General features: G+C 54.9%; 17 protein-coding genes. 8 read left to right on the top strand and 9 right to left on the bottom strand.

Features of this window, described 5'->3' with window-relative positions; genetic code table 11:
- Positions 1–28 precede the first annotated feature (28 nt).
- The 4 genes from alsE to ACETPC_RS14760 are packed head-to-tail and all read right to left on the bottom strand — an operon-like array spanning position 29 to position 2,750.
- Positions 29–709 (bottom strand): D-allulose 6-phosphate 3-epimerase, encoded by a 681-nt coding sequence (gene alsE, locus ACETPC_RS14775; protein ID WP_380182514.1) that lies wholly within the window; start codon positions 707–709, stop codon positions 29–31.
- Positions 710–731: 22 nt separating this feature from the next.
- Positions 732–1,994 (bottom strand): PTS ascorbate transporter subunit IIC, encoded by a 1,263-nt coding sequence (locus ACETPC_RS14770; RefSeq protein WP_380182512.1) that lies wholly within the window; start codon positions 1,992–1,994, stop codon positions 732–734.
- A 31-nt stretch (positions 1,995–2,025) separates the two neighbouring features.
- Positions 2,026–2,292, bottom strand: a complete 267-nt coding sequence (locus ACETPC_RS14765) for a PTS sugar transporter subunit IIB (RefSeq protein ID WP_380182510.1) — start codon at positions 2,290–2,292, stop codon at positions 2,026–2,028.
- A complete protein-coding gene (locus tag ACETPC_RS14760; RefSeq protein ID WP_380182508.1) occupies positions 2,289–2,750 on the bottom strand; it encodes a PTS sugar transporter subunit IIA in 462 nt (153 codons plus the stop codon). The genes ACETPC_RS14765 and ACETPC_RS14760 overlap by 4 nt, the downstream gene beginning before the upstream one ends.
- A gap of 315 nt (positions 2,751–3,065) precedes the next feature.
- Here ACETPC_RS14760 and ACETPC_RS14755 point away from each other — a divergent pair, with 315 nt between their 5' ends.
- The gene (locus ACETPC_RS14755; RefSeq protein WP_380182506.1) at positions 3,066–4,091 is read left to right on the top strand and encodes a LacI family DNA-binding transcriptional regulator; all 1,026 of its coding nucleotides are present in this window, start codon (positions 3,066–3,068) and stop codon (positions 4,089–4,091) included.
- Positions 4,092–4,127: 36 nt separating this feature from the next.
- Here the strand turns inward: ACETPC_RS14755 and ACETPC_RS14750 are convergent, their stop codons facing one another.
- The gene (locus ACETPC_RS14750; protein WP_380182504.1) at positions 4,128–4,550 is read right to left on the bottom strand and encodes a hypothetical protein; all 423 of its coding nucleotides are present in this window, start codon (positions 4,548–4,550) and stop codon (positions 4,128–4,130) included.
- Between the two features lie 269 nt (positions 4,551–4,819).
- On the opposite strand from ACETPC_RS14750, the gene sodA reads away from it, so the two are divergent.
- The 5 genes from sodA (at position 4,820) to ACETPC_RS14725 (ending at position 13,199) form a co-directional block, all read left to right on the top strand.
- On the top strand, positions 4,820–5,434 hold the full coding sequence (gene sodA / locus ACETPC_RS14745) for a superoxide dismutase [Mn] (RefSeq protein WP_380182502.1): 615 nt from the start codon (positions 4,820–4,822) through the stop codon (positions 5,432–5,434).
- A 1,276-nt stretch (positions 5,435–6,710) separates the two neighbouring features.
- Positions 6,711–8,192 (top strand): sugar ABC transporter ATP-binding protein, encoded by a 1,482-nt coding sequence (locus tag ACETPC_RS14740; RefSeq protein WP_380182694.1) that lies wholly within the window; start codon positions 6,711–6,713, stop codon positions 8,190–8,192.
- The gene (locus tag ACETPC_RS14735; RefSeq protein ID WP_380182500.1) at positions 8,189–9,193 is read left to right on the top strand and encodes an ABC transporter permease; all 1,005 of its coding nucleotides are present in this window, start codon (positions 8,189–8,191) and stop codon (positions 9,191–9,193) included. Before ACETPC_RS14740 ends, ACETPC_RS14735 begins: the two co-directional genes overlap by 4 nt.
- A gap of 8 nt (positions 9,194–9,201) precedes the next feature.
- Positions 9,202–10,263 carry a sugar ABC transporter substrate-binding protein gene (locus ACETPC_RS14730; RefSeq protein ID WP_380182498.1) on the top strand — a complete coding sequence of 354 codons (1,062 nt, stop codon included), beginning with the start codon at positions 9,202–9,204 and terminating at the stop codon, positions 10,261–10,263.
- 509 nt (positions 10,264–10,772) lie between these two features.
- The gene (locus ACETPC_RS14725) at positions 10,773–13,199 is read left to right on the top strand and encodes an autotransporter outer membrane beta-barrel domain-containing protein (RefSeq protein WP_380182496.1); all 2,427 of its coding nucleotides are present in this window, start codon (positions 10,773–10,775) and stop codon (positions 13,197–13,199) included.
- Between the two features lie 31 nt (positions 13,200–13,230).
- Here the strand turns inward: ACETPC_RS14725 and ACETPC_RS14720 are convergent, their stop codons facing one another.
- On the bottom strand, positions 13,231–13,593 hold the full coding sequence (locus ACETPC_RS14720; RefSeq protein WP_380182494.1) for a YibL family ribosome-associated protein: 363 nt from the start codon (positions 13,591–13,593) through the stop codon (positions 13,231–13,233).
- Between the two features lie 483 nt (positions 13,594–14,076).
- On the opposite strand from ACETPC_RS14720, the gene ACETPC_RS14715 reads away from it, so the two are divergent.
- Both ACETPC_RS14715 and ACETPC_RS14710 read left to right on the top strand, forming a co-directional pair.
- Positions 14,077–15,336 (top strand): MFS transporter, encoded by a 1,260-nt coding sequence (locus tag ACETPC_RS14715; RefSeq protein WP_380182492.1) that lies wholly within the window; start codon positions 14,077–14,079, stop codon positions 15,334–15,336.
- Positions 15,337–15,489: 153 nt separating this feature from the next.
- Complete coding sequence (locus ACETPC_RS14710; RefSeq protein ID WP_380182490.1) at positions 15,490–21,546, top strand: amino acid adenylation domain-containing protein; 6,057 nt, start codon at positions 15,490–15,492, stop codon at positions 21,544–21,546.
- Positions 21,547–21,597: 51 nt separating this feature from the next.
- Here the strand turns inward: ACETPC_RS14710 and ACETPC_RS14705 are convergent, their stop codons facing one another.
- From ACETPC_RS14705 to ACETPC_RS14695, 3 genes are all read right to left on the bottom strand, one after another.
- Complete coding sequence (locus tag ACETPC_RS14705; protein WP_380182488.1) at positions 21,598–22,137, bottom strand: MltR family transcriptional regulator; 540 nt, start codon at positions 22,135–22,137, stop codon at positions 21,598–21,600.
- A gap of 64 nt (positions 22,138–22,201) precedes the next feature.
- The gene (gene mtlD, locus ACETPC_RS14700) at positions 22,202–23,350 is read right to left on the bottom strand and encodes a mannitol-1-phosphate 5-dehydrogenase (RefSeq protein WP_380182486.1); all 1,149 of its coding nucleotides are present in this window, start codon (positions 23,348–23,350) and stop codon (positions 22,202–22,204) included.
- Between the two features lie 92 nt (positions 23,351–23,442).
- The gene (locus ACETPC_RS14695) at positions 23,443–25,374 is read right to left on the bottom strand and encodes a PTS mannitol transporter subunit IICBA (protein ID WP_380182484.1); all 1,932 of its coding nucleotides are present in this window, start codon (positions 25,372–25,374) and stop codon (positions 23,443–23,445) included.
- Positions 25,375–25,533 lie beyond the last annotated feature (159 nt).

Here is a 25,533-nt window from a genome sequence, read left to right as displayed (position 1 = left end):
AACAGGATCCGCAGCGCGCGATAAGTCTTTATGCCGCTGCGGTTTCCCGAGAAAAACTGGCTTCCATCCTCGCCCAGGCTTCATTCATATCTTCTGCAAGACTGAAAAGCCCGGAGGTGCCGACGATAAACACATCCACGCCGGAAGCCGCAATTTGTTTAAAGGTGTCCGCATTGCAGGAGCCGTCAATCTCCGTCAGATAGCACCAGCCATGCTGCTCGCGCATCTGAATCAGCTGGCGAATTTTATCCAGCGTCTGCGGGATAAATTTTTGTCCGGCAAAGCCCGGATCTACCGACATCACCGTGACCTTATCCAACAGATGCGCGTATTCCATGATGGCTTCCGCAGGCGTAGCCGGATTAAGCACTACGCCGCAGCGTTTGCCTGCGTCTTTAATTTGCATCAGCAGACGGAAAATCTTGTTATTCGCCGTTTCGGGATGAAAACTGATAATATCCGCGCCCGCCTCCAGACACATCGGGATAATATCTTCCGGATGGTTAACCATCAGATGAACATCAATAGGCACATCGGTTATTTTGCGCAGATTTTCAATAAAGAAGGGCGACAGCGTAATATTTTTCACATAGCTGCCATCCATTATATCGACATGATAAAAAGCGGCTTTATCATTCATCGCCTCGATCTGCTCACGAAAGCGGGTTAAATCCATACACATCAGTGAAGGTGAAAATTTCGCGTTCATATTCATTTCCCGTGGTCAGGCTTTAATGAAAGAGGGCAATGAGCTTGCCGAGGATAATGCCCATTACGCCAAAGTCCGCGTCGCCGAAGGTGGTAGAGGCGAAGCCGAGATCGCCCATCAGCGGCAGCAAAATAGCGGGCAGGAAGGAGATCAGCAGGCCGTGGACAAAAGCACCAATTATCGCGCCGCGCCTGCCGCCGGTAATGTTGCCGTAGACGCCAGCCGTGGCACCACAGAAGAAGTGCGGCACCAGGCCCGGCACAATCACGCTCAGACCGAACAGCGGGCAAAGGAACATGCTGATCAGGCCCGCAGCGAAACTGCACAGAAAGCCGATGATGACTGCGTTAGGCGCAAAGGGGAAAACCGTCGGGCAGTCGAGCGCCGGTTTGGCGTCTTTAACCAGCTTGTCGGCAATGCCTTTAAATGCGGGAACGATTTCCGCGATGACCATGCGTACGCCTGCCAGGATGATATAAACGCCAGCAGCGAAGGTAATGGACTGAATAATGGCAAAAACAATAAAGTTCTGGCCGCCGCTGACCTGGCTTTCGGTAAATTCTTTACCGGCAATCAGCACCAGCGCGACGAATAAAATCATCATAGTCAGTGAGATGGCTACGGAAGAATCGCGCAGAAAATTCAGCGTTTTTGGCACCTTCAGTTCTTCCGTCGAAGGGCTGCCTTTGCCAACAACTTTGCCGACCAGCGCGGCCAGCAGATAGCCGGTAGAGCCGAAATGGCCCAGCGCCAGATCGTCGGAACGGGTAATTTTACGGGTAAAAGGCTGCAGGATAGCCGGACTTATTACCATCATGGCGCCCAAAATCAGCGAGCCGGTCGCCACCAGCCAGAAACCGCTAAAGCCACCCACGGAGAGGATCACTGCCAGCATGGCGGACATATAGAGCGTATGGTGGCCGGTCAGAAAGATATATTTCAGCGGGGTGATTCGTGCCAGCACGATGTTAATCAGCATGCCGAACACCATAATCATCGCGGTGGCCGTACCATAATTTTTCTGCGCCAGTGCCGCCATCGCATCGGTATTAGGGACCACGCCCTGAATATTAAAAGAGTGCTCGAACAGCTGGCTGAATATGGTCAGCGTCGCCGCAATTAAATTTGCGCCCGCGATCAGGATCAAAAATCCCATAATCGTTTTCAGCGTGCCGGAAATCACTTCTGAAAACGATTTTTTCTGTAACAGTAAGCCGACCAAAGAAAAAAGGCCGACCAAAATCGCAGGCGTTCCAAGAACGTCCTTAATAATAAACTGAAGCATAAACGACTCCGTGCGTTCAAAGTGCCGCGTTTTATAAATGCTCGGCCAGGAACTCTTTAATTCTGGCGTTATCCAGCAGATTGCTCAGGCCAAAGACCTGCGCTTCGTGACCAGCAAGGTGGTCGGCAATATCCTGCGCGCTAAGGATCAAATCCGCTGATTCCGACCGTGCCGTAGTTAAATCTGTATGGCCAACCTCTGCCGTTTTACCTAACTCGGCGAGGATTTTTTTCACATTCATCTCAACGATAAAGCTGCTGCCTAAGCCGTTGCCGCAAACAATCAGAACTTTTTTCACAGGTTTTTCTCCAGGCTGGGATCATTGATAGCCGCTTCAAGGGCGGGCAGGGTAGTTGCCGACAGTAGCTGCTGTAGGCGTACATCGTCGCTGAACAGTTCGGCCAGCTCGCTAATCATCTTGATATGCTCTTCGCCAGAAACGGCACTGAGCAAGATCACCACATAAACGGGGTCGTTCTCTTCACTGGCGAAGCTGACGCCCTGATTAACGCGCAGCAGCGACAGCCCGTTTTTCAGTGCGCCTTCTTCCGGGCGCGCGTGAGGCATGGCAAGGCCAGGCGCCAGCACATAATAGGGGCCGAGCTGAGCGTGAGAACGGAAGATTGCCTCCAGGTAGTCCGGCGTGATTGCCTGTCGGGCCAGCAGCGGCGCGGCGGCCTGGCGAATCGCCTCTTGCCAGTTGCTGACGCTTTCGGTTAGCTGAATAGTTTCAGGTTGAAGCCAGTTCGACAGCATAGTGATCCTCCCGTCATTGTCTGGGTTGCACTTTAGGCGTTTTTCCGCGCACGTTTCCGTGATTGTTGTCGCAAAAGTTAGCGCTAACATTAATAATGTTAAAAACTGTGTTATCGCTAACATTTTTAGCGCCACGGCAGAGCGAAAAGGGGTCTCATGCGCTGGTAAGCACGGGTAAAAAAATCAGGAAGCCCTGTTCAGCAGCTTTCTGCGCGCCTTCGCAGAACACGGCAAAGGATCGCTTTTAACGTGGCGCGACAGGAGATTTGGTTTTAAGCTGCGTCCAGTTAAAAACAGCTGGCTGCAGGAGCATGCATGACAGAAAAACGGCGGCGCAGTACCGGGAAAAGTACGCTGGCGGATGTCGCCCGTCTGGTCGGCGTCAGTACCATGACCGCATCACGCGCGCTGCGGATGCCGGAAAAAGTCTCTTCCGATATTCGTGAAAAAATCGACGCGGCGATAGCCGAACTGGGCTATGTGCCCAATGTGCAGGCGCGCAACCTGGCATCGGCATCTTCAAAGCTTATTACTATGGTGGTTCCCTCTTTCGTTACGCCAGGCTGTGCGGCGGTTTCGGAAGCGTTGCAGGCGATACTGCGGCCACAGGGATACAATGTAATGCTGGCGGAAGCGAACCATTCCGCCGCTGGCGAGAACGAGCTGATTGAAATGCTGCTCTCCTATAATCCCGCCGCCATGGTGCACTTTAGCTTCGACAACGCAGAGGCGGCACATCGGCTGCTTGGCAACTCAGGCCTGCCGGTGATCGATATCGGCGGCGTGCATCACGATTCGGCAGGCATTAGCGTAGGCGTTGATTATGCTAAAGCGATGCGGTTGCTGGTGCAGACGCTGGTGGAAAAAGGGTTTCGTCATCCCGGCCTGCTTTGCACACAGACCAGTAATACCTTGTTCAGGCAGCTGCTGAGCGGCTGGCATAGCGGCATGCTGGCGCATAATTTGTCGCCGCATCGGGTAGTCACATCGCCTTTGCCGCCCGGTTTCGCGGCTGGCCATGCGCTGCTGCCGGATATCCGTTTAACCTGGCCGGAAATCGACGTGCTGATCTGCACCACGGAAGAGGTGGCCTGCGGCGCGATTATGGCCTGTCATGCGGCAGGCATCGCGGTGCCCAGCCAGCTTGCCGTTGCAGGTATCGGCAGCGGCCAGCTTTCCGCCGTCTGCTCGCCGCCGCTAACCACGGTGGCTTTGCCCTATGACGAGATGGGCAAGCTGGCGGGCAAGCGGCTGCTGGCAGCGCTTCAGGGCGAAGAACCGCCGGTGTGGAACGAATTGCCCGTCGAGCTGAAGCTGCGTGCCAGTACGGGGAAAAGATAGCGACTGGATTTAGCACTAAGGGTCGGAAAACCGGGGTCAGGAAAAAAAGCTGTGAACAAGGCCGACGAGCAGCATGATCAACAGCAGCCCGGCGATGATTGTCAGGGCAAGCTGGAAGGCGATGACGCTGACGCCAAATAACACAGCGGCTATGGCCGCCTCCCGGTTTTCCCTTAGCACGCCGCCAATCACGCCAGCAACAATGGCGGCGGTAGCCATTACGGCGATAATGGTTGCGATGAGTCGATCTATATCCCAAACGGGCAGAGCCGATGCCAGGTTTTTGCCCGTTAGCGCGGCGATTGTTGTCTGCTTAATCGCCACGGCTTTCATGGCGATCATGCCTTCCAGCGTAGCATGAGGAGAAAAAGGCCCGGCCATAAAGTTGACCACGACCAGCAGCAGCCCAATAGCGCCGAAAGCAATGCCGAACCAGCTAAAGTAGTTTTTTCTTTGCATCCCTGTTTTTCTTTCTCATCCGGGTTCGGCTGTTATTTTCCGGTATCGTCCGCAACGAAGCAAACCCCGGAGCGCCTTATACCGTTTTGCTTCGCCAGCCAGCCGTAAAGTTCTGAGGCGCGCCTCAGGCAGGTTGCCGGATATAACCCTATAATTAGCGGGGCATTGATAACCCTTTTTTAGATCATTAATTTAACTATAATGATCCGACTGCTTACGCGGCACTCCATCGGGACGTGCTGCCCAAAAAACCAATGGAGATGATGAACATGAGTTATTCACTGCCATCCCTGCCTTACGCATACGACGCACTGGAACCGCATTTCGACAAGCAGACGATGGAGATCCATCATACTAAACATCACCAGACCTACGTGAACAATGCAAACGCCGCTCTGGAAGGCAGCGAGTTCGCGAACCTGCCGGTTGAAGAGCTGATCACCAAACTGGATCAGGTACCAGCCGACAAAAAAACCGTGCTGCGCAATAACGCAGGCGGCCACGCTAACCACAGCTTCTTCTGGAAAGGCCTGAAAACCGGCACTACGCTGGGCGGCGATCTGAAAGCGGCGATCGAAAAAGATTTCGGCAGCGTTGAAGCGTTCAAAGAAACTTTTGAAAAAGCAGCTGCTACTCGTTTCGGTTCCGGCTGGGCGTGGCTGGTGAAGAAAGACGGCAAGCTGGCTGTGGTTTCTACCGCTAACCAGGATAGCCCGCTGATGGGCGAAGCGATCTCCGGCGCCTCCGGCACGCCAATCATTGGCCTGGACGTGTGGGAACACGCTTACTACCTGAAATACCAGAACAAACGCCCTGACTACATCAAAGCGTTCTGGGAAGTGGTTAACTGGGATGTGGCGGCAGAAAACTTCGCTGCGGCATAAGCCTTACCGCTTTTGAATCAGACCGACGGCCTTTACGCCGTCGGTTTTTTTTCGCCTGTTAAAGGGAAAACCGCCCCGAAGGGCGGTTAGCTACTTGACCGTTACGTTAATGGTTATCGCGAGCGAATTGCCGGAAATAGTCCAGCTGCCGTTCCCGGTTGACCACAGCGTGCCGGTAACAATGAGCACAATACAAATGTACCGTTTCATTGTGCGATCCCTGCACAGAATCGCTTCACGACGCCACCGCCGGTGATACCGCCGCGAAAACAAGCACGGGAGAGTGCCTGCCGTTACGACTATGGGACATCCTCTCCTGAAACCGGCGCCCGTTTGCTAAGACGGCGGAAAGGGCCGCTGAAAGAATAGCCACAGGTTCATTCTTAAACCTTGACATTATCATGGGTATCGGTGATTATTTCGCCACGGGAGAGTGCTTGTTACCTTGCTAACAAGACCTGGCTGCAAAGGCCGCTAACCGGAGCAGCACAAAAAAACCGCCAGTTCGGCGGTTTTTTTGTTTCCGTGTTCTTCCGCCTGCCCACAGGAAAAACCGCCCCGAAGGGCGGTTAGCTTACTTTCCCGTTACGCTGATGGTTACCGCAATAGAGTTGCCGGATATTTGCCAGCTTCCTTTGCCAAATGACCATAGCGTGCCGGTAACAATGAGCACAATACAAATGTACCGTTTCATTGTGCGATCCCTGCACAGGACCGCTTCACGGCGCCACCGCCGATGATATCGCCATGAAAACAAGCGCGGGGGCGCGCTTGAGCTTACGGCCGTTGGACATCCTTTCCTGAAACCGGCGCCCGTTTGCTAAGACGGCGGAAAGGGCCGCTGAAAGAATAGCCACAATTTCATCCTTAAACCTTGACATCACCAGGGTTATCGGTGATTATTTCGCCGCGGGGGCGTGCTTGTTATTTGCACAATAATACCTGGCTGCAAAGGCCGCTAACCGGAGCAGCACAAAAGAACCGCCAGTTCGGCGGTTTTTTTGTTTTTGCCGTTTTTCTTCTCCTTCTTTTATCCGCTATTTCCCGCCTTTCTGTTATCCCAACCGAGTGAAATGCTATTTAACCTTATGATTACCTTTCTTTGTGCTGCGTAACAACAAGTCGCTGGTTTTAACCGCTTAAATGTCTGGGCGTCTGGATGGCTAATAATATTTTGTGTTAGCTTATGCGCTTTCGTTCGTTGCCTGCCGTGCTAAACCATTAAAAAATAAGGCAGCATCCTGAGCCGGGAGTGACCGTAGTGAATCATCTTGAAATGCGGCAGATCGCCATCGCTTTTGGCGGCTTTACCGCGCTCAACGGCGTCGATTTTCGCCTTGACGGTCATAGCGTTCATGCGCTGACGGGCGCTAACGGCGCCGGAAAATCTACATTGATGGCAGTGCTGTCCGGCGCGTACTCGCACTATAGCGGCGAAATCCTGCTGGACGGGAAACCGGTAACTATTCGTTCGCCGCGCGATGCGAAACGGTTGGGCATCCATCTTGTACAGCAGGAAGTCGATGTGGCGCTGGTGCCGACGCTGAGCATAGCGGAAAACATTATGCTGGACAGGCTGGCCGAAGGCGGCCAGCTCTATAACTGGCGGGAGATCCGCCGTCAGGCGCGGGCGCTATTGGCGCAGCTGGAAGTTTCTCTGGATGTCCGGCGGCGTATCGACCAGTGCACGCTGGCGGAAAAACAGCAGATCCTGCTGGCCCGCGCGCTTTCCCACCACTGCCGCTTTCTGATCCTGGACGAACCGACGGCGCCGCTGGATCGGCATGAAAGCGAACGCCTTTTCGCGGTGGTTCGCCGCCTGCAACAAAGCGGTATTGGCGTAGTGTTTATTTCCCATCGAATTCATGAGCTGCGGGCTATTTGCGACCAGCTGACGGTGCTGCGTGACGGCCAGCTGATAGAAACCGTGCCGATGGATAAGCTGAGCGGCGAGCAGATTGTCGAAAAAATGCTGGGCCATCAGCTGACGGATATTTATCCGCCGCGCCGTCCGGCCGGCCACAGCGAAACGGTGCTGAAAGTTGAGGCGTTACACGATGATGTGCTGCTGCGTGATATCTCTTTAACGCTGCGCAAAGGCGAGATCCTGGGCATCGCTGGGCTGGCTGGTGCGGGAAAAACAGAGCTATGTAAGGCGCTATTCGGCGCCAACAACAGCCGTATTACTCGTGGCGAGCTGCACGGCAAGCCCTGGAAACCTTCTTCTCCCTCTGCTGCGGTAGCAAACGGCATGGCGCTGATCCCGGAAGAACGTCGCAAAGAGGGCATCTTTATCGATGAATCGGTAGCGATGAACCTTAGTATCAGCGCGGACAGCAGTTTTTCCCGCTGGGGAATTTTCGGCCATCGTCAGTGCTGGCGATGGGCTGAGGAAGTTATCCGCAGGTTGGGTGTGCGCACAACTGGCCCGCAACAAAGCTTACGCCGCCTTTCCGGCGGTAATCAGCAGAAAGTGGCCATCGGCAAATGGCTGCGTAACGATGCCGATGTCCTGATTTTCGATGAGCCGACCAAAGGCGTCGATATCAAAGCCAAAACCGATCTCTTCACGCTGATTGATACTCTGGCTCGCCAGGGAAAAGGGGTAATTTACGCCTCGGGCGAATTTGCTGAACTGGTGGGCTTGTGCGACCGCATCTGCGTGCTGTGGGACGGCAAAATCGTGGCGGAAATGCCAGCCAGCCAGGCCGATGAAGAAACGCTTTTACTCTATTCCACCGGAGGAACCCCTGCGTGAGCAGCAAAGAACTTTCCCTGAAGGCGATGCCATCGCGGCGTCACCAGCTGTTTGAATTTCTCTATAAATGGGGAATGTTGCTGACGGTGGCGGCGCTAATCGCCGCTTTCGGTCTGGCTTCGGATAGCTTTCTCGATCCTAATAATATTATCAACATCCTGCGCGCCATCGCGATCGTTACGGTGATTGCCGTAGGCGTCTCGATCTCGTTAACCATTGGGGGTTTCGATCTCTCCGTTGGCTCCACGGCTTCGCTGGCGAACTCGCTGGTGATCTCGCTGTTTGTCTGGTACGGCTTTGGTTCGGCTGAGGCGATAGCCCTCACGCTGCTGCTCTGCACGCTGGTTGGTCTGTTCAATGCCTTTCTGATCGTAGTGCTGAAAATTCCCGATATGCTGGCTACGCTGGCGAGCCTGTTTATCGTGCAGGGCGTGGCGATGACTTACAGTTTCGGCGGCTCCATCACAGAAAATATGGTGATGCCGAGCGGCGATATGGCCGAAGGTACGATTCCGGCCGGTTTTTCTCTGCTGGGCCAGGTGCCGACCATCGTGATTATTATGCTGGCGGTGACCGTGGCGGCACAGCTTGGCCTGTCGCTGACGAAGCATGGCCGACGCATGTACGCCATTGGCGGCAATCCGGAAGCCGCTCGTCTTTCCGGCATTCGCACCAATCGTTACCGCGTGCTGGCTTACGTGCTCGCCTCGCTGCTGGCCGGGCTCGGCGGTATTCTGCTGGCTTCGCGTATTGGTTCATCACAGGTTAACGCTGGCAGCGGCTACCTGATGGATGCCGTTGCGGCGGCGTGGATCGGCTTGTCGCTGGCTGGTTCCGGGAAGCCAAATGCGCTGGGTACGCTGCTTGGTGCGGTGATCCTCGGCGTGCTGCAAAATGGTCTGGTAATGCTTTCGGTGCCTTACTACGCCATGGATATTATCAAAGGTTTGGTGCTGGCGGTTGCGCTGGCAATTACTTATATTCAGCGCCGCCAGGCGTAGGGAAAAACATGAAAAAGCTCTCTTTGTCACTGCTCGCCATTAGCCTGCTGGGCAGCGCTGCCGCCTTTGCCGACGAGGCGGCCGTTCCGGCTGCTATTGCCAGCCATGATGGCCCGATCCGCGTCGCCGTTATCCGCAACCTGGGTTCGGATGACAATACCACCCAGTTTGTAGCCGGGGCCATCCAGCAGGGCCGCCAGCTGGGTTTCAAAGTTAGCGCCTTTTTAAGCAACGGCGACGATGCCCGTTTTCAGGATTTCGTTAACCAGGCCATCAGCCAGAAGTACGACGGCATCATTTTGTCGCACGGTAAAGATCCCTATTCCACGGCGCTGGTGAAACGCATTGCCGATGCGGGGATTAAAGTCTCGGTATTCGATACGCCGGTTAACCAGCCGGTAGAGGGCGTTACCGTGACCGCTCAGGATGACGCGTCGCTGGCGCAGCTTTCTCTCGATCGCCTGATTAAAGACAGCGGCGGCAAAGCCAATATCGTTAAGCTGTGGGTTGCGGGTTTCCCGGCAATGGAACGGCGCCAGGTGGTATATGAAAAGACGCTGAAAGCGAATCCGGGTATTCATCAACTGGAATCTATCGGCGCCGTCTCTTCCGATGTGCAGGGTGATACCGCCAATAAAATAGGCGCCATACTTGCCAAATATCCAAAAGGTAAAATCGATGCGATCTGGGCTTCCTGGGACGCTTTCGCCCAGGGCGCATACAAAGCTTTGCAGGAAAATGGCCGTACCGAGATCAAACTCTACAGCATCGACGTTTCTAATCAGGATTTGCAGCTGATGGAGAACAAATCCAGCCCGTGGAAGCAGACCGTGGCGGTGGACAGCAAGCTAATTGGCGCCGTAAATATGCGGCTGGTCGCTAACAAGATTGCCGGTACAGCTACACCAGCCGCTTACCAGTTTAAAGCCGCCGCTATCTCGCAAGAGCAGCTGGCCGGCCATGCGGTTAACGTTGCCACGCTGAATAAGATTATCCCAGGCTGGGGCGAATCCCAGGACTTTGTAGCGCCCTGGTTCTCCACGCTGGCAGCACAACAGGCCAAAAAGTAAGGGTACGACCAGCCTGATGCGATGAACCCGGAGCAACGCATCACAGGCCATGCTCCTCCGCATTTTGCGAAAGCCTGCGCTTTTATAAAGGTCTGAGCCCGTTTATACGGGCTTTTTTGACTTAAAGCCGCTGCGGATCCGCCAATAGTTTCTTTTATTTTTCCCGCAAGACTTCCATTTTTTACACGTATTAGTAAAAATACCTTCCCTGCTGGCGGCAATTTTTTTATGATGCCGCTATTCTGTTAAAATAAAATAAGCCTGTTGCAGGAAATTTATTGCATTTGTGTTTATTAATTGATGGTTATATTGGCATTATTTGGTAATTACAGGATCTATTTATTCTATATAAGGAATGGATATGGAAATTTCCCCGTAGTTCAGCCTTAAAAAGGCTGTAAAAAAACGAATAAAACAGACAGGCCGTGCATAACGGAATAGTTAGCGACAGGGTTTTTACCTCTGTTGCCTGTTGTTCTATTCATTTATTTTTCTGACGGAAATAACCCATGATGAAATCGACAAGATCGACGCTATCAGGCGTCGTGGCTTCGCTCATCCCCTTTATGCTGCCCGATATTGCTGTCGCCTTCACGGAAAATGTTGCCGCTGGCATACAGATAAGCGACGAAGTGATTGAATATATTGATGACGACAGCGACGAGCAGGGTAATAATCAAAGCAGCAAGGCCACGCAACAGGTATATGGCACGGCCATCAATACCGTACTTAACAATCGCGGTGAACAGATAATTAACCCGGGAGGTCTGGTCGAAGGCACAACTATCAATAGCGGCGGTACGCTTATAAATAAAGGCGGCGAAGATAATGCTACCCTTGTAAATGATGGCGGGACTTTTACTCTGTCAGGCCAGGCCGGGAGCTATGCTATTTCCAGGGACGCGATAATTGGCAGCGGCGCAAGCGTTATCTTCAAGGATTACGCAGAGACAGATAACTGGATTATTAATGGCGGCAGAGGGGATGAAATCGATTTAAAAGGCGCCAGTTCGTTGATGAAAAATACAGTCATTAACTCGGGGCGACTCAATATTTATGCAGGAGAAACCGTAAATACCACGTTGTACAGCGGCCACTTTGCTAACGTAAGCGGCACCGATATCGATACAGTCATTGAAGGCGGCGCATACACTTTAGGCGGCACAAAGCAAGCCTGGTCGGAAAATTTAACAATCAATAGTGGCGCCTGGGGTTACCTTAATTCAGGTACGATCACCAACGCCACGATTACCGGCGCGCTGGTCGTTACGCCTGCCGATATTAATGGAAAACCTGAAGTTTTATCCTCGTTAAAAGGCGAAATAGCTATCAATGACGGTGGGCTGCTACGGATCGAAAACGGTTCAGATACTGGCGGCGCAATTTATAACGTGTCTGGTTCCGGCCAAATCGAGCTTTTGCCTAATCCTAACGAGCCAGGCGTTAGCGAATTTGAATTTGCGCTCGGCAACGTTGCGCTGACAGGCGGTACTATTTTATACGGCACGCCAGGCTACTCGGTGCTGACTTTAAGCTCGCTATCCGGTAGCGGTACGTTCAGGATGAATACCGATCTTGCTGCCTTAAAAGGGGATTTTCTTGAAGTTACAGGGAGCGCGACCGGCAACTTTGCTATTTATGTAACCGATAGCGGGCAAGATCCCGAGAACAGCGACAGCCTGCAAATTGTGCAAATTGGCGCAGGCGACGCGGCTTTTACGCTGGCTAACAGCGGTAACGTGGTGGATGTGGGGACCTGGCAATATCATCTGGTAGCCGACGGCCAGGGCGGCTGGGCGTTAACGCCAAAAAACATTGCGGATGAGGATCAGGAAACCGAGGAGGAACCCGAAGAAGCAACGGATGACAGCAACGAGGAAGAGATAGAAGTTGTGCCCGTCCCCGAGCTGACAGATGACACGCAGCAAGGTGAATCTTCGGAAAACTCAGAAGATGAGCAGAACAATGAGACGGAGACTTCTGGCGAGGTCACGCCTGCGTCGGGGCCATCCGGCAACTATGTTATTACGCCTTCCGCTTCCGCCGTTCTCTCAATAGCCACTGTCGATCCTCTGATCTTTCGTCAGGAACTCGAAACGCTTAATCATCGCCTGAGCAGCACAGGCGCGCTTGCGCACGACAACAGCGTATGGAGCACCATTCGCAACAGCCGGCTGAACATCAGCAACGAAACGGGCGCAGATTATCGCCTGGGCATTAATGCGCTGGCTATCGGTGCCGACCGCGCCTGGCGCAACGACAACAGCGTAGCGCTGCAAGGGCTATTTTTTAGCTATAGCCATAGCGATATGCGTTTTCGCGGCAAGGGGATCGGCAAGGCGGATATCGATAGCTGGTCGGGCGGCGTTTACGGCAGCTGGCTGCATGACGCTGATTACTGGCTGGATGGCGCGCTAAAAGTTAGCCGCTTCTCGCATGAGGTAAAAGCGCGAATGAGCGGCGGCGGCGCGGCCAACGGCGATTTTCATACTACCGGGATTGGCGCAACGCTCAAGGCGGGCAAAAATTTCCATATTGAGGCGGCAACGCTTACGCCCTGGCTTGCCGTTACCGGCTTTACGGGTAAAAGCAGTAATTTATCGTTGAATAACGGCATGAAAGCGCGTATCGGGCCGCAGCGATCTTTAACGTCCGCCGCAGGTTTGAAGGTGGAGTATAAGGTAGATATCGCCCAGGCTGAGCTTTATCCCTGGGCCAGCGTTAGCGTGGAAAAAGAAACGGTAAAAAGCAATCGCGTACGTATTAACAGCGACAGGTTTAAAAACGATTTGAGCGGTAACCACGGCGTTTATCAGGCGGGTATCCGGGCGGAACTGTCACCGACTTTTGCCGTACATGTGGGTGCGGGCTACATGCAGGGAAGGCATATTGAATCGCCCTGGAGCGCGACGGCAGGCGTTAACTGGCGGTTTTAAACAAACGGGCGCAACTGCGCCCGTACAAGGCTTAAAAAGCGGCTGGAGCGAATCCGGTCACTTCTTTCAGGCCCATTTCACGTCCCAGCGCGGTCATCGGATGCACCACGATCAGGCCGCGCACGCTTTTCTTCAGCGCGCCCATATTGGCCTGCTCCTTTTTGGTAATAGCGCGGTTAAAAGGCAGCTTTTTCAGCTTCTGCGCCTCTTTGCTCAGTTTCTCTTCGCGCACGCTGCGCAGGCGTTCCAGCTCGATAACCAGCTTCTCTTTTTCTTTCAACAGCTCGCCCAGCTTCTCGGCGTCGCCGGATTCCAGCAGCAGCGGCTCTTTGCGCGTCAGGGCATCCAGCTTATCGCTGAGCGTTTTAATTTCTGCCTGAATTTGTTCTTTCATTGTGATTAACCGTTGAGTGATTCATGGGGCAAGGATACACGAAAGCGGCGGGAAGAGCAGGAAAGCCAGGCTACTTTTTCAGGGGGGACAGTACGGCGCGCACCATCAAGCCAACGAAAATTCCGGGGGCGGGAAGACCTTAATTTATGCTGTGCTTATGTTTGCCCGCAGCATGAAATCTCTGAATTCTATTATCCTGAAGTAATTACTTAAGTTAACCGAAGGAAATTAAAACAATTTCAGATTTGATAAAGGAAATAAATGATATGATAGAAGAAGCAGCGAAAATAAAAACCGATCGCGCATTTTGGTTTTTATCGCGATGCTGAATTTTCTGGGGATTATATTTTTTAACTGGGTTATTTCGCGACTTGCCGCCAGTTAACTTTCTTTGTCTTTTATTTTAATCATCTTATTAATTTATTTTGTCGGCTTGTTATGTTCTCTGATGGCTGCCAGGCTTTTATTTTGGAAATATGGAAAATGAATGTTAAGTGCCTTTACGACTTTTCTGACAAGCATGTCTCTTTTTTTTTGTTGCTGACTACCGGCTTTGTTTTACTGGTTTACGCTGGTTCGGATGTTATTTTGCCAGCTATGCTCTCCGTCGTTCAGGAGATGCATGCGGATGGCCGTCATGTCGCTAATGCTTTCAATCTTTATCTGCTGGGCGGTATTGCCTTTCAGTGGCTAATTGGTTCGCTGGCTGATTATTTCGGGCGGCGTCCGCTGCTGCTGTCAGGCCTGCTACTCTTCGCTCTGACTTTTATCGCCGCCTGTTTTAGCCAGCAGATTGAGGGATTTAACCTGCTGCGATTTATTCAGGGTACGGCGATAGGTTTTGTGCTGGTTGTCGTTTATCCGATTATTCAGGAAATGTTCGCCGAAGACGACGCCGTGCGCCTGATGGCGCTGATGTCGAATATCGCTCTGCTGTCGCCTTTGCTCGGCCCTTTAGCCGGAAGCCTGCTGCTGCAGTGGTTCTCCTGGCGCGTGCTATTTTTGGGTATCGGTCTGATCGCGCTGGCAGTGCTGGCGGGACTGTGGCGCTGGATGCCTGAAACCCTTGGCGTAGTCAGAAAAGATGGCGCGGTGGTAGATGCGGTTCCTCTGCGCGTAGGAAAAACCGTTGGGCTTTATATCAGCCTCTGGCGCGAATATCGCTTTATCAGCGGCACCGTGGCGCTGGGGTTGTTCTCGCTTCCTCTGGTAGCCTGGGTGGGCATGTCGCCCTTGTTATTGATGGCGACGCTTGGCTATAGCCAGACGACCTACGCGCTGCTGCAGTTTCCCGTCTTTGGCGGCGTGATTGCCGGTACGCTGCTACTAAACGCGCTGGCCAGCCGCTATAGCCTGCGCAGATTGTTCTTTATAGCGCTGGTTCCCTCCGGCGCAGGCGCGGTGGGACTGGGGCTGTTTTCCTGTTTCGCCATCACTTTGCCCTGGATGATCTTGCTGTTAGCCCTGTATGCCATGGGCTTGGGTTTCGGCAGTTCAATTCTTTATCGACTGACTCTTTTTTCCGTGCGCTCTGGCCGGGGTTATGCCGCGGCTATGCTCGGCATGCTCTCAACCGCAGTCATTGTAGTGGGGATTGCGATATTAACCCGATGCGATGCCGCCACCGCAATAACGCGTTTTAGCGCAGACCTTGCGCTGTGCGCCATGCTGGCAATTATTCCGCTGGGCTATTTCTTTAAAAACTATGTTGGGACGGCGGAAAGTTCGGCTGCGGACTGCTGATGAATTATAAAGGCAAGCCATATTGGATTATTTAATTTATTGGCAATAAATCTCCTTGTGCAACGGTGTTCTATTAATGGTGAACTGCGCCTGGATTATTTCGGCCTTAAGAAAATAAAAAAGGCTGGCTGGCATTTAGTAAGGGAATAAAAAATGGCAAGAACTATTTTTGCATGGCAAGAAAGAAGCATCCTATCTTTTTTTGCAGATTGGGTTGAACGTACCCCTGACAAAGCAGCAATAAAATATCGAAACGAGGTATTAACCTACCGGCAACTGGATAACTATTCTGACGCGCTGGCGGCGGCCATCGCGAAATCGTCGCCGACGCCGCTTTATGGAAAAACGCTGGCGGTAGAGTTGCCGCGCGGCATCTGGCCAGTCGTTGCTTTTTTAGCGGCGCTGAAAACGGGGGCCGTTTATCTTCCGCTCGACGCTTCCCAGCCCGAAACGCGCTTAAATTATATGTTAAAAGATGCCGAAGCCGTACTGATACTAACCTTACGTGAAAACAAGCGGCGCGCGCGAAGCGGCCAGACGATTTTTCTGGAAGATATTGACAGGACGCCGCCGGCAGAACGGATTGTGGCAGCGGAATATAATCCCGGCGCCTGTATCATGTATACCTCCGGGTCTACCGGCGAGCCAAAAGGCGTGCGAATTACCCAACGCGGTATTTTACGGCTGGTGACGGCGGCTGAGCCTTACCAGATCGGCGCCGATGCCGTAGTCGCCCAGTGCGGAAATCTGGCTTTTGATGCTTCCACGCTCGAGATTTGGGGGGCATTGCTGAATGGCGCCACGCTGGCGGTAATCCCTTACGAACAGGTGATTAACAGCGCCCGGCTGGCCGTAGAAATCAAGGCGCAGGGCGTAACCGACGCCTGGTTTACGGTAGCGCTTTTTAACCAGCTGGCCACTGACGACGCGGGGATGTTCGGCACGCTGCGCAATGTCCTGGTTGGCGGCGATGCTCTGAATCCCGGTATCATTAAATCCGTAATGATGTCGGCGACGCCTCCCGGCGCTATCTGGAACGGCTACGGCCCGACCGAAAACACTGTTTTCACCACTCTGCACCGAATCGCGCCGGAGGATTGCGAGCTGGCTTCTGTACCAATCGGCAAGGCTATTGCCGGCACGCAGTGTTATGTCCTTGATAAAAAACTTAGAAAAGTAAAGCCGGGTGAGAAAGGCGAGTTGTACGCCAGCGGCGCAGGTCTGGCGGAAGGCTATCTGAACAAGCCGGATAAAACCGCGGAAGCTTTTCCCGCTAATCCTTTCTATGAGCAGGAATTGCAGGATAGCGCCTGTTTTGCCAGTAAAACTATTTATAAAACCGGCGATCTTGTGCGGGAGCGCCCGGACGGTGCGCTGGAGTTCATCGGCCGCGCGGACAATCAGGTGAAAATTCGCGGCTACCGTCTGGAAATTGGCGAAGTCGAGCAGGCGCTCTGTCGACTGGCGGGCGTCGCGCAGGCCGTGGTTCAGGTTACAGAGCAGCACGGGCAGAAACAGCTGGCCGCCTGGTGCGTATCCGACCGGCCTTCCCGCGAAATCTTGAAAGCTTTGTCTGAGCTTTTGCCTGGCTGGATGCTGCCTTCCGCCCTGCAGACGCTTCCTCGCCTGCCTTTGACCGCTAATGGCAAAGTGGATAAACGACGCTTGCCCGCCATCACCTGGGGTGAAAAAAACGCGCATTTCGACAACGAGACAGAGCGTGTCATCGCCTGCATCTGGCAGGAGATCCTGAAGCTGGGAGGATTACCGTCGCGCGAGGACGATTTTTTCCTGCTTGGCGGCCACTCTTTGCTGGCGGTTCGGGTGCAGCAGCAGATCCGTCAACGCCTGCGTAAGGCGGTCAGCCTGAAGCAGCTTTTTCAGTTTTCCGGCCTGGCGGCGCTGACCGGGTTGGTGGCGTCGCTGCCGGATCAGGATGAAAACAGGCTGCTGCGGCAGACTAAACCCGGACAGGCAGTGCCTTTGACGCCGGAGCAGTACTGCCTCTGGCTGGACAACCAGAGCGACGCGGCCTCGGCGAAGCACCATTTTTGCGCCGTCTGGCGCATCAGCGGCTCTTTTTTGCCGCAGCGCCTCGACAAGGCTTTGCGGCTGCTGCAGGAGCGCCATCACAGTTTGCGGCTGCGGATACGCGAACGTTCCGGGGTACCTTATCAACTGGTTTGCGGCGAGCCTTTTTCTCTTCTAATCAAGCAAATAGCGAAAGAGGAAGAGCTGCAGCGAGCGATCGCCAGCCTGACCAGCCGTCCATTTAATTTCGCCCATGAGCCGTTGCTGCGTATTCGTCTTTATCAATGCGGCGAGCAGGAATGGGCGCTGGCGCTGGTCGCCCACCATATCATTATTGATGGCTGGTCGATGGGTAACTTTTACCGCGAGCTGGCGCTTCTTTACCGCAGCGAGGCGGCGCTGCCGCTTTTGCCCATACAGTTCACCGACTATGCCTTATGGCGCTCGCAGCAGTCGGCGCAGCGAGATTTGGCTTACTGGCGCAAGCGGCTGGACGGCGTCGAGCCGCTCAATCTGCCAAAAGGGAATCTCGACCTGGCGGCGACGCTGACTCAACGCATCGTTTTTCCGGCAGACTGGCATCAGCGTTTGCTGCGCCGGGCGGAAGAGCGGCAAACCGGACTTTATAACCTGCTTTATTCGGCGTTAACGCTGCTGCTGTCGCGCTATTGCAATCAGCCAGGCGTTCCGCTTGCTGGCGTCTGGGCTAACCGACCGCTGGCCGAGCTGGAAGAGCAGATCGGCTTCTTTGCCAACACGCTGATTCTTTATACCCACATTGATGAACAGCAAACCGTCGCGCAGTTTCTGGCGCAGCATCATCAGCAGCTAATGGCGGATTTTGAACACGGCGCCGCGCCGCTGCATGATGTGCTGGCCGCCCATCCGTTACCTCGTACCGGTAATGTGCCGCCACTCTGCCTTGTCACGCTGGTGCTGCAAAACACTGGCGGCGGGAACGGCCGCTGTCTGCATCTGCCCGCATGCGAAATTACGCCCTTGCCTCTGCCACCGGAGCCAGCGAAGTGCGCGATGTTATTTAATGTTTTCCCTGAGCAGAACGGCGAGCTGACCATAGAGATCACCGTTTGCCAGGGACTGTTGCCTGACTCGCTGGCGCAGGGCCTGCCTGGCCACTATCGCCAGCTGCTTGAAGCGCTTTGCACGCAAAACGGCAGGTTGTGCGATATCCCCACCTTGCTGCCTGAAGAAGCCGCCAGGCTGCTGGCTCTTAATCCGTTGAAGAAAGCTATGACGCCAAATGACGTTTTATTCTATTTTCGCCGCCAGGCGGCGCGGCGGGCGGAGGCCGTCGCCGTGCGCTATCTCGATTCCGCGCTTTGCTGGCGGCAGCTTGATAGCCTGTCGGATTCGCTGGCGTGGCAGCTGCGCCAGCATTGTGGCGAGCTAAGGGGAGAGCGGGTCGTGCTGGCTATGGAGCGCGGCCTGTTTATGCCGGTAGCGATGCTGGCCATAGTAAAAACCGGGGCCGCCTATGTGCCTTTCGATCCTTCCCATCCCGACGAACGCTTCAGGCACATTCTTAAAGACAGCGGCGCGCGCGGCGCACTGGTGTCGCCAGCCTGCGCCGGTCGCCAGCAGATTTGCCGTGAACTGGTATTGACGCCGGAAATTTTGCAGCAGGAGGCTGAACCTTTTCCGGCGCCGAAGCAGACCGGAGAAGATATCCTTAACGTGATTTATACCTCCGGTTCCACGGGCGAGCCAAAAGGCGTACGGGTAAAACACAAAGGCATAGTCCGCCTGGTTATCGACGCTTCGCACTGGCAGATTACGCCCGACACCGTGATAGCGCAGGTGGGAAATATCGCCTTTGACGCTTCTTCTCACGAAATCTGGGGCGCGCTGCTCAACGGTGCCTGCATGGTGATTATGCCCTACGAAACGGTTATAGACAGCCAGGCTCTTGGCGACTCTTTGCGAAGGTATGGCATTACCGACGCCGCTTTTTGCGTCGCGCTGTTTAACCAGCTGGCCGAAGAAAATCCACAGGCTTTTAGCGGCCTGCGTAATTTGATCATCGGCGGCGACGCGCTGAACGCGCAGCTAATCGGCAAAGTATTAACAACGGCGACGCCGCCGGGACAAATCTGGAATGCTTATGGGCCAACTGAAAACAGCGTCACCACTAGCATGCACGCTGTCAGCCTGGCCGATTGCGAAAGCGGTGTCGTGCCGATCGGACGGCCTATCGCCGGAGGCAGCTGCTATGTGTTGAGCGCCTCGGGGCAGCTTCAGCCTGCTGGCGTGTCGGGAGAGCTGTACGTCAGCGGCGATGGCGTAGCCGCAGGCTATCTGAATAATCTGCAGAAAACCCGAGCCGCCTTTTTGCCCAATCCCTTTTATCAACAAACCTGCGGCCAGCACTCGGCCAGCGAGGTCATGTATAAAACCGGCGACTGCGTACGCTGGCAGGAAGACGGCACGTTGCTTTTTTTGGGGAGATCTGACAATCAGATAAAAATTCGCGGCTTTCGGCTTGAAACGGACGAAGTGGCGCAGCAGCTCTGTCGTCTTACCGGCATCACTCAGGCTATGGTGCAGGCGAAGAAAACCGCCGGGGAAACGCAGCTGGTCGGCTGGTGCGTCTCTTCGCGTTCGCCGCACGACATTTTGCAGGAGTTTCGTACCCGCCTTCCCGCTTTTATGATCCCTGCCGAGCTGTACGTGCTGGAACGTTTTCCGCTGACCGCCAACGGCAAAATCGATCGGCAACGGCTGGCGAACTATGCCAGGGGCGAAGCCGCTTCAGGGCTGACGCCTTGCCTTACCCGCACCGAGCGGGAGCTGGAAGCGATCTGGCGTCAGCTGCTGCAAAGGGAACAGCCTGTCTTCCAGGAGCAGAACTTCTTCGACCTTGGCGGCCACTCGCTGCTGGTGATCAAAATGGCGGGGCTTATCGCGCAGCGGCTGCATAAAAAGCTGGAAGTCGCCGCGATCTTTCGGGCGGATAGCCTGAAAACGCTGGCTCAGACGCTGGACGGCGAGCCAGCAGGCGACGGCCGGGAAAGGCTGCGGATAGCGTGTGAAAACGATGCCCGGCTGCCTGAGGGACGTTTTCGCACCGCCGATAAAATGGCGGGCAAGACGCTGTTGCTGACGGGAGCCAGCGGCTTTTTGGGAATTTATCTGCTGGCGGAACTACAGCGCCAGCTGCCGGAGAGCCGGATCGTTTGCCTGGTGCGCGCCGACGACGACGCTGCCGCGCTGCAACGTCTGCGCGTGGCGGCCGCTCGCTATCAGCTTTCGTTAAAGCTGGCGCAAATTGAAGCCTGGCCTGGCGATTTGAGCCGCGCGCGGCTTGGTATGGATGAGGAGCGCTGGCATACGCTGGCGGAGAGCGTGGACGGCATCTACCACTGCGGCGCGTATGTAAACCATTTGCACAGCTATTCAGCGCTTCGCGCCAGCAACGTGGGCAGCACGCTTGAGCTGTTGGCGCTGTGTCGCCAGGGCAGAGCTAAACAGATGTTCTATGTTTCGACGCTTTCTACCGCTCCCCGGCTCGCTGCACACGTTCTGGAAAATAGCCTGGCGAAAGAGCTTGAGACGGACAACGGCTACGTGCTCACGAAATGGGTATGCGAGCGTTTGATGGCGCAGGCTTTCCAGCAGGGGCTGTCGGGCAGCGTCTTCCGCATGGGGAATATTATCGGCTCGACAGCTAACGGCATCTCGAACATTGAAGATAACCACCTGATGAATCTGATAAAAGGCTGTCTGCAACAGGGCGTGGCACCGGACTGGCGCAGCTGGCGGATCGATCTCAGCCCGGTTGACCTTCTGGCCAGCCTGCTGGTTAAAGCCAGCCTGCGGCGGCAAAAGCAGCCTGAAATCGTGAACCTGGGCTTTCTGGCGACGCTGCCGTGGAAAACATTGCTGACGCGTATAGCACAGCATCTGGCCTCTCCGCTGAAGTTCGTTGCGCCCGAAGAGTGGGCCGAAAAATGGGTGCCTGCGATGGACAGCCGCAACGCGCTTTATCCTTTCCGGGCATTTTATCTACAGGCTGGCGAGCGGGAATCGCTGACTGTCGAGCATGCCTGGGTAGACAAAGCGGCCCTTGCACCTGACGCTGAAGCGTTGCTGGTGACCTGTCTGCGTTTCTGGCGGGAAGCGCCGTTTTTTAACGAGCTGGCCAGCACGCCTGCGCATTAAAAATGCCGTTGATCCTGGCCGTGATTTTCCACGGTCAGGAGAAGGGATCGGCTATCTGTTAAAAGCTTTGCGAGTGCCGATTTGGGAAATCAGCGCGGTCAGGGAGAGAACCAGCGTTGAGCGCACTACCTGCTGGTAGCGCTGCTGCAGCATGGCGCGCAGGTCGGCTTCGGCGCTGTCAAAGTCCGGACGCGCGGGAAGCGCATCCACGCAGTGCAGCTCGCCAAAAGGGCCGAGCAGTTCGTCATCGGTAAAGCGGTAATCGGCGGTATCGTCGTTTAATGCCTCGCGCAGCGCCAGCAGCAGTTCGGCATCTTCATATTCATCCCGGCCAATCACGCCCAGGCCATATACCAGCTTCAGCCTGACCGAAAGCTCGCCCAGCGGGCCGTTGCCCAGCAGCAGCGGCTCTACCGCATACTTTACGGCGTAGTCATCCTTGCGGAACACCTGCACCACCAGCAAATCGATCGCTTCGCTCAGCAGCTCGACGGCCGTGGCAAAAAAGCTTCTGGCCGTGCGTCCGGCGTTCAGGCGTTCCAGCACCCGATTTTCAAAAGCCTGGGGTTGTTCCATAAGAGCCTGCATCATTTTATCCGTAAAACCGTACTCAGAATGGGCAAACGAAGCCGGGCCGGGCGAGACCCGACCCGCGTTACGCCATGTCGTTCCAGGCCGCGACGGCCGCTTTTACCACTTCGCTTTCCGCTTCAAGGCCGGAAACCTGCGCCAGCGTGGCCTGTACGCCCTGACGGTTGATCAGATCGGCCAGCTCCTGCGCCTGCGGATCCTGATCGCTGCGATAGTGCAGGGCGGCGGCGATCCCCTTCACCAGGTTAGCATGCGGTAGCTGATACTCCAGCGTGCCCAGCGTCGGTTTGATCAGGCGATCGCCCGCGCTCAGTTTGCGCAGCGGCTGACGGCCCACGCGCTCTACATCATCCTGCAGATAAGGGTTTTCGAAACGACCGAGGATTTTTTGAATATAGGCCGCGTGTTTATCCGCTTCGAAGCCGTAACGCTTCATCAGTACCGCGCCGCTCTCTTCCATCGCGCCTTTTACTACTGCGCGCACCTTCTCATCCAGAATCGCGTCGCGGATAGTGGCGTGGCCCGCCAGTTGGCCAAGATAGGCGGTAATTGCGTGGCCGGTATTCAGCGTGAAAAGCTTGCGTTCAACGAACGCCATCAGGTTATCGGTCAGCTCCATACCGGCGATCGCCGGCGGCTCGCCTTTAAACTGGGTTTTATCGACAATCCACTCGCTGAAGGTTTCTACCGTGACCTCCAGCGGATCCGTGGAGCCCGCGGCGGAAGGCGGCACGATACGGTCCACGGCTGAATCAACAAAACCGACATGCGCCTCGACCCAGGCGTGCTGCCCTTCTGGCAGCGCTTTCAGTACATGCCCTTTCAGCTGTGTAGTGCCGCGCACCATGTTTTCGCAGGCAATGATATTGAGCGGACGCTCATTGCCACGCTCGTGGCGCTGTATCAGGCCTTTGGCAATGCTGCCTGCGATGCGCTCAAGGATTTGCGGGCCAACGGCGGTGGTCAGCAGATCCACTTCCGCAATCAATGGAATAACATCGTCGCTGGCACTGTTGACCGCATTCACGCCTTTGACAGTTTCAACCTGCGCCTGCTCGCCGACTACATGCACCGGATATTCATGACGTGCATTCAGCGCGTCCAGCACTGTCTGGTTGACGTCGGCGAAAGTGAGCTGTACGCCAGCATCCGCCAGTAGCTTGCCGATAAAACCGCGGCCGATATTACCGGCACCAAAATGAAGAGCTTTCATAATTTTTCCCATATTGATGAAAGGCCGGACAGGCCCGACCCGAAAAAGAGCCGGGCATGCCCGGCCCTGGGGGTAATTAAATGTTGGTACGCTTACGCCGATTGCGGGCCCGACAGCAGATCCAGTACTTCCTGCACGTCATTGGTAGTAGCCAGGCGGGCGATGACGCTTTCATCGTCCAGCGCGTTGGTCAGGCTGGTAATCACCTGAATATGTTCATTGTTGCGCGCCGCGATGCCGATAACCAGCTTAGCGATATCCTCTTCGTCTTCGCCGAAGCGAACGCCCTGCGGATACTGGCAGAAGACGATGCCCGTTTTCAGCACGCGATCTTTCGCTTCAATGGTGCCGTGTGGCACGGCGATGGACTCACCCAGATAAGTTGGCGTTAACTTTTCGCGATCCAGCATCGCCTGCACATATTCCGGCTCTACGTAGCCGCCTTTTACCAGCTGCTCGCCCGCAAAGCGGATCGCCTGCTCTTTGTCCGTAGCCTGGTTGCCCAGGAAGATATTGGCTGCGCCCAGTTTGAACAGATGCTGCTGGCCGTCGTCATAGCTGTCGCTCAGCGCGGCGGTAACTTTTTCGCGGTGGCCTTCGCTGCGGTTCGCCTGCACCAGACGCGAAGTCAGGTCAGTATAAAGGCCGCTATCCAGGAAGTTAGTCAACGAGATGTGTTGGGCATGCGGTGCCTGACGGATTGCTCGCTCAGTGAGATCGCGGTGGGTTATCACCAGATCCACATCGCCCGGCAGGTTATTGATAGCGGTGTTAGTCACGGAAATATTGCTCAAACCAGCATCATTTACTTTCTTACGCAGCACGCCCGCGCCCATGGCGCTGGAACCCATACCCGCATCACAGGCAACGATGATTTTACGCACGTGGCTTAGATCGCCATTCATGCCGTCCGTCACCGCAGCGCCCGCTACGGTCTGGCCTTTGGACTGCGCTTTCATCTCGTTAACGCGACGTGCGGCCGCTTCGATATCGTCATCTTCCTTCGCCTTGCTGGTTTTCAGCAGCACGGCGGAAACCACGAAAGAGACTGCGAAAGCCGCAACGATCGCTGCAATATTAGCGAAGTAGGCGCCCTTCGGCGTCATTGCCAGCACCGCAAGGATAGAACCCGGTGAAGCCGGAGAAACCAGGCCGCCGTTTAGCAGCGTTAGCGTAAAGACGCCGGTCATACCGCCCAGGATCACGGCGATAATCAGACGCGGGTTCATCAGCACATACGGGAAGTAGATTTCATGGATCCCGCCCAGGAAGTGGATGATAGCTGCACCGCCAGCGGACTGTTTCGCGTTGCCGCGGCCAAAGAACATATAGGCCATTAGCACGCCCATACCAGGGCCTGGGTTTGCCTCAATCAGGAAGAAGATGGATTTACCGGCTTCGCTGGCCTGCTGAATACCCAGCGGCGAGAAGATGCCGTGGTTAATAGCGTTATTCAGGAACAGGATTTTCGCCGGTTCGACAAAGATGGAGGTCAGCGGCAGCAGGTTGTTTTGCACCATCAGATTCACGCCAGCGGCGAGAATATGCGAGAGGCCTTCCACCAGCGGGCCAATGGCCAGGAAAGCCAGGATCGCCAGCAGCATGCCGATAATACCGGCAGAGAAGTTGTTAACCAGCATCTCAAAGCCGCTTTTGATTTTGCCGTCAACGACCTTGTCGAATTTCTTGATCGCCCAGCCGCCCAGCGGGCCAGCGATCATAGAGCCGAGGAACATCGGCATATCCGCGCCAACGATCACGCCCATAGTGGTGATAGCGCCGACCACGCCGCCGCGATCGCCGCCAACCAGACGTCCGCCGGTATAACCGATCAGCAACGGCAGCAGATAGGTAATCATTGGGCCGACCAGTTTGGCCATGGTTTCGTTTGGCAGCCAGCCGGTTGGAATAAACAGCGCCGTGATAATACCCCAGGCGATAAAGGCGCCGATGTTTGGCATTACCATGTTGCTCAGAAAGCGACCAAAGTTTTGCACTTTAATCTTGATATCTGATGAGGACATACAAGCACACCCCTTATTGGTACGCGCCGACAAGAGAGCGCGCTGATTTTTGTTTAAAACGTTGCCCTGTGCAGGCGGACTCTAGCACGCGTCTGTGACGCTGCGTAGTCACGGGATAAAGTGTGATCGACATCACCAGATAAGGTGTCGGAAAGGGGC

The organism is Pantoea sp. sgz302252, from assembly GCF_042610525.1.
GTDB lineage: Bacteria > Pseudomonadota > Gammaproteobacteria > Enterobacterales > Enterobacteriaceae > Erwinia.
This window is presented reverse-complemented; position numbering and strand designations above follow the sequence as displayed.

Coding starts and splice junctions, on each gene's coding strand:
- alsE (WP_380182514.1), bottom strand. CDS start 709: ATGAACGCGAAATTTTCACCTTCACTGATGTGTATGGATTTAACCCGC.
- ACETPC_RS14770 (WP_380182512.1), bottom strand. CDS start 1,994: ATGCTTCAGTTTATTATTAAGGACGTTCTTGGAACGCCTGCGATTTTG.
- ACETPC_RS14760 (WP_380182508.1), bottom strand. CDS start 2,750: ATGCTGTCGAACTGGCTTCAACCTGAAACTATTCAGCTAACCGAAAGC.
- ACETPC_RS14755 (WP_380182506.1), top strand. CDS start 3,066: ATGACAGAAAAACGGCGGCGCAGTACCGGGAAAAGTACGCTGGCGGAT.
- ACETPC_RS14750 (WP_380182504.1), bottom strand. CDS start 4,550: ATGCAAAGAAAAAACTACTTTAGCTGGTTCGGCATTGCTTTCGGCGCT.
- sodA (WP_380182502.1), top strand. CDS start 4,820: ATGAGTTATTCACTGCCATCCCTGCCTTACGCATACGACGCACTGGAA.
- ACETPC_RS14740 (WP_380182694.1), top strand. CDS start 6,711: ATGCGGCAGATCGCCATCGCTTTTGGCGGCTTTACCGCGCTCAACGGC.
- ACETPC_RS14730 (WP_380182498.1), top strand. CDS start 9,202: ATGAAAAAGCTCTCTTTGTCACTGCTCGCCATTAGCCTGCTGGGCAGC.
- ACETPC_RS14725 (WP_380182496.1), top strand. CDS start 10,773: ATGATGAAATCGACAAGATCGACGCTATCAGGCGTCGTGGCTTCGCTC.
- ACETPC_RS14720 (WP_380182494.1), bottom strand. CDS start 13,593: ATGAAAGAACAAATTCAGGCAGAAATTAAAACGCTCAGCGATAAGCTG.
- ACETPC_RS14715 (WP_380182492.1), top strand. CDS start 14,077: ATGAATGTTAAGTGCCTTTACGACTTTTCTGACAAGCATGTCTCTTTT.
- ACETPC_RS14710 (WP_380182490.1), top strand. CDS start 15,490: ATGGCAAGAACTATTTTTGCATGGCAAGAAAGAAGCATCCTATCTTTT.
- ACETPC_RS14705 (WP_380182488.1), bottom strand. CDS start 22,137: ATGATGCAGGCTCTTATGGAACAACCCCAGGCTTTTGAAAATCGGGTG.
- mtlD (WP_380182486.1), bottom strand. CDS start 23,350: ATGAAAGCTCTTCATTTTGGTGCCGGTAATATCGGCCGCGGTTTTATC.
- ACETPC_RS14695 (WP_380182484.1), bottom strand. CDS start 25,374: ATGTCCTCATCAGATATCAAGATTAAAGTGCAAAACTTTGGTCGCTTT.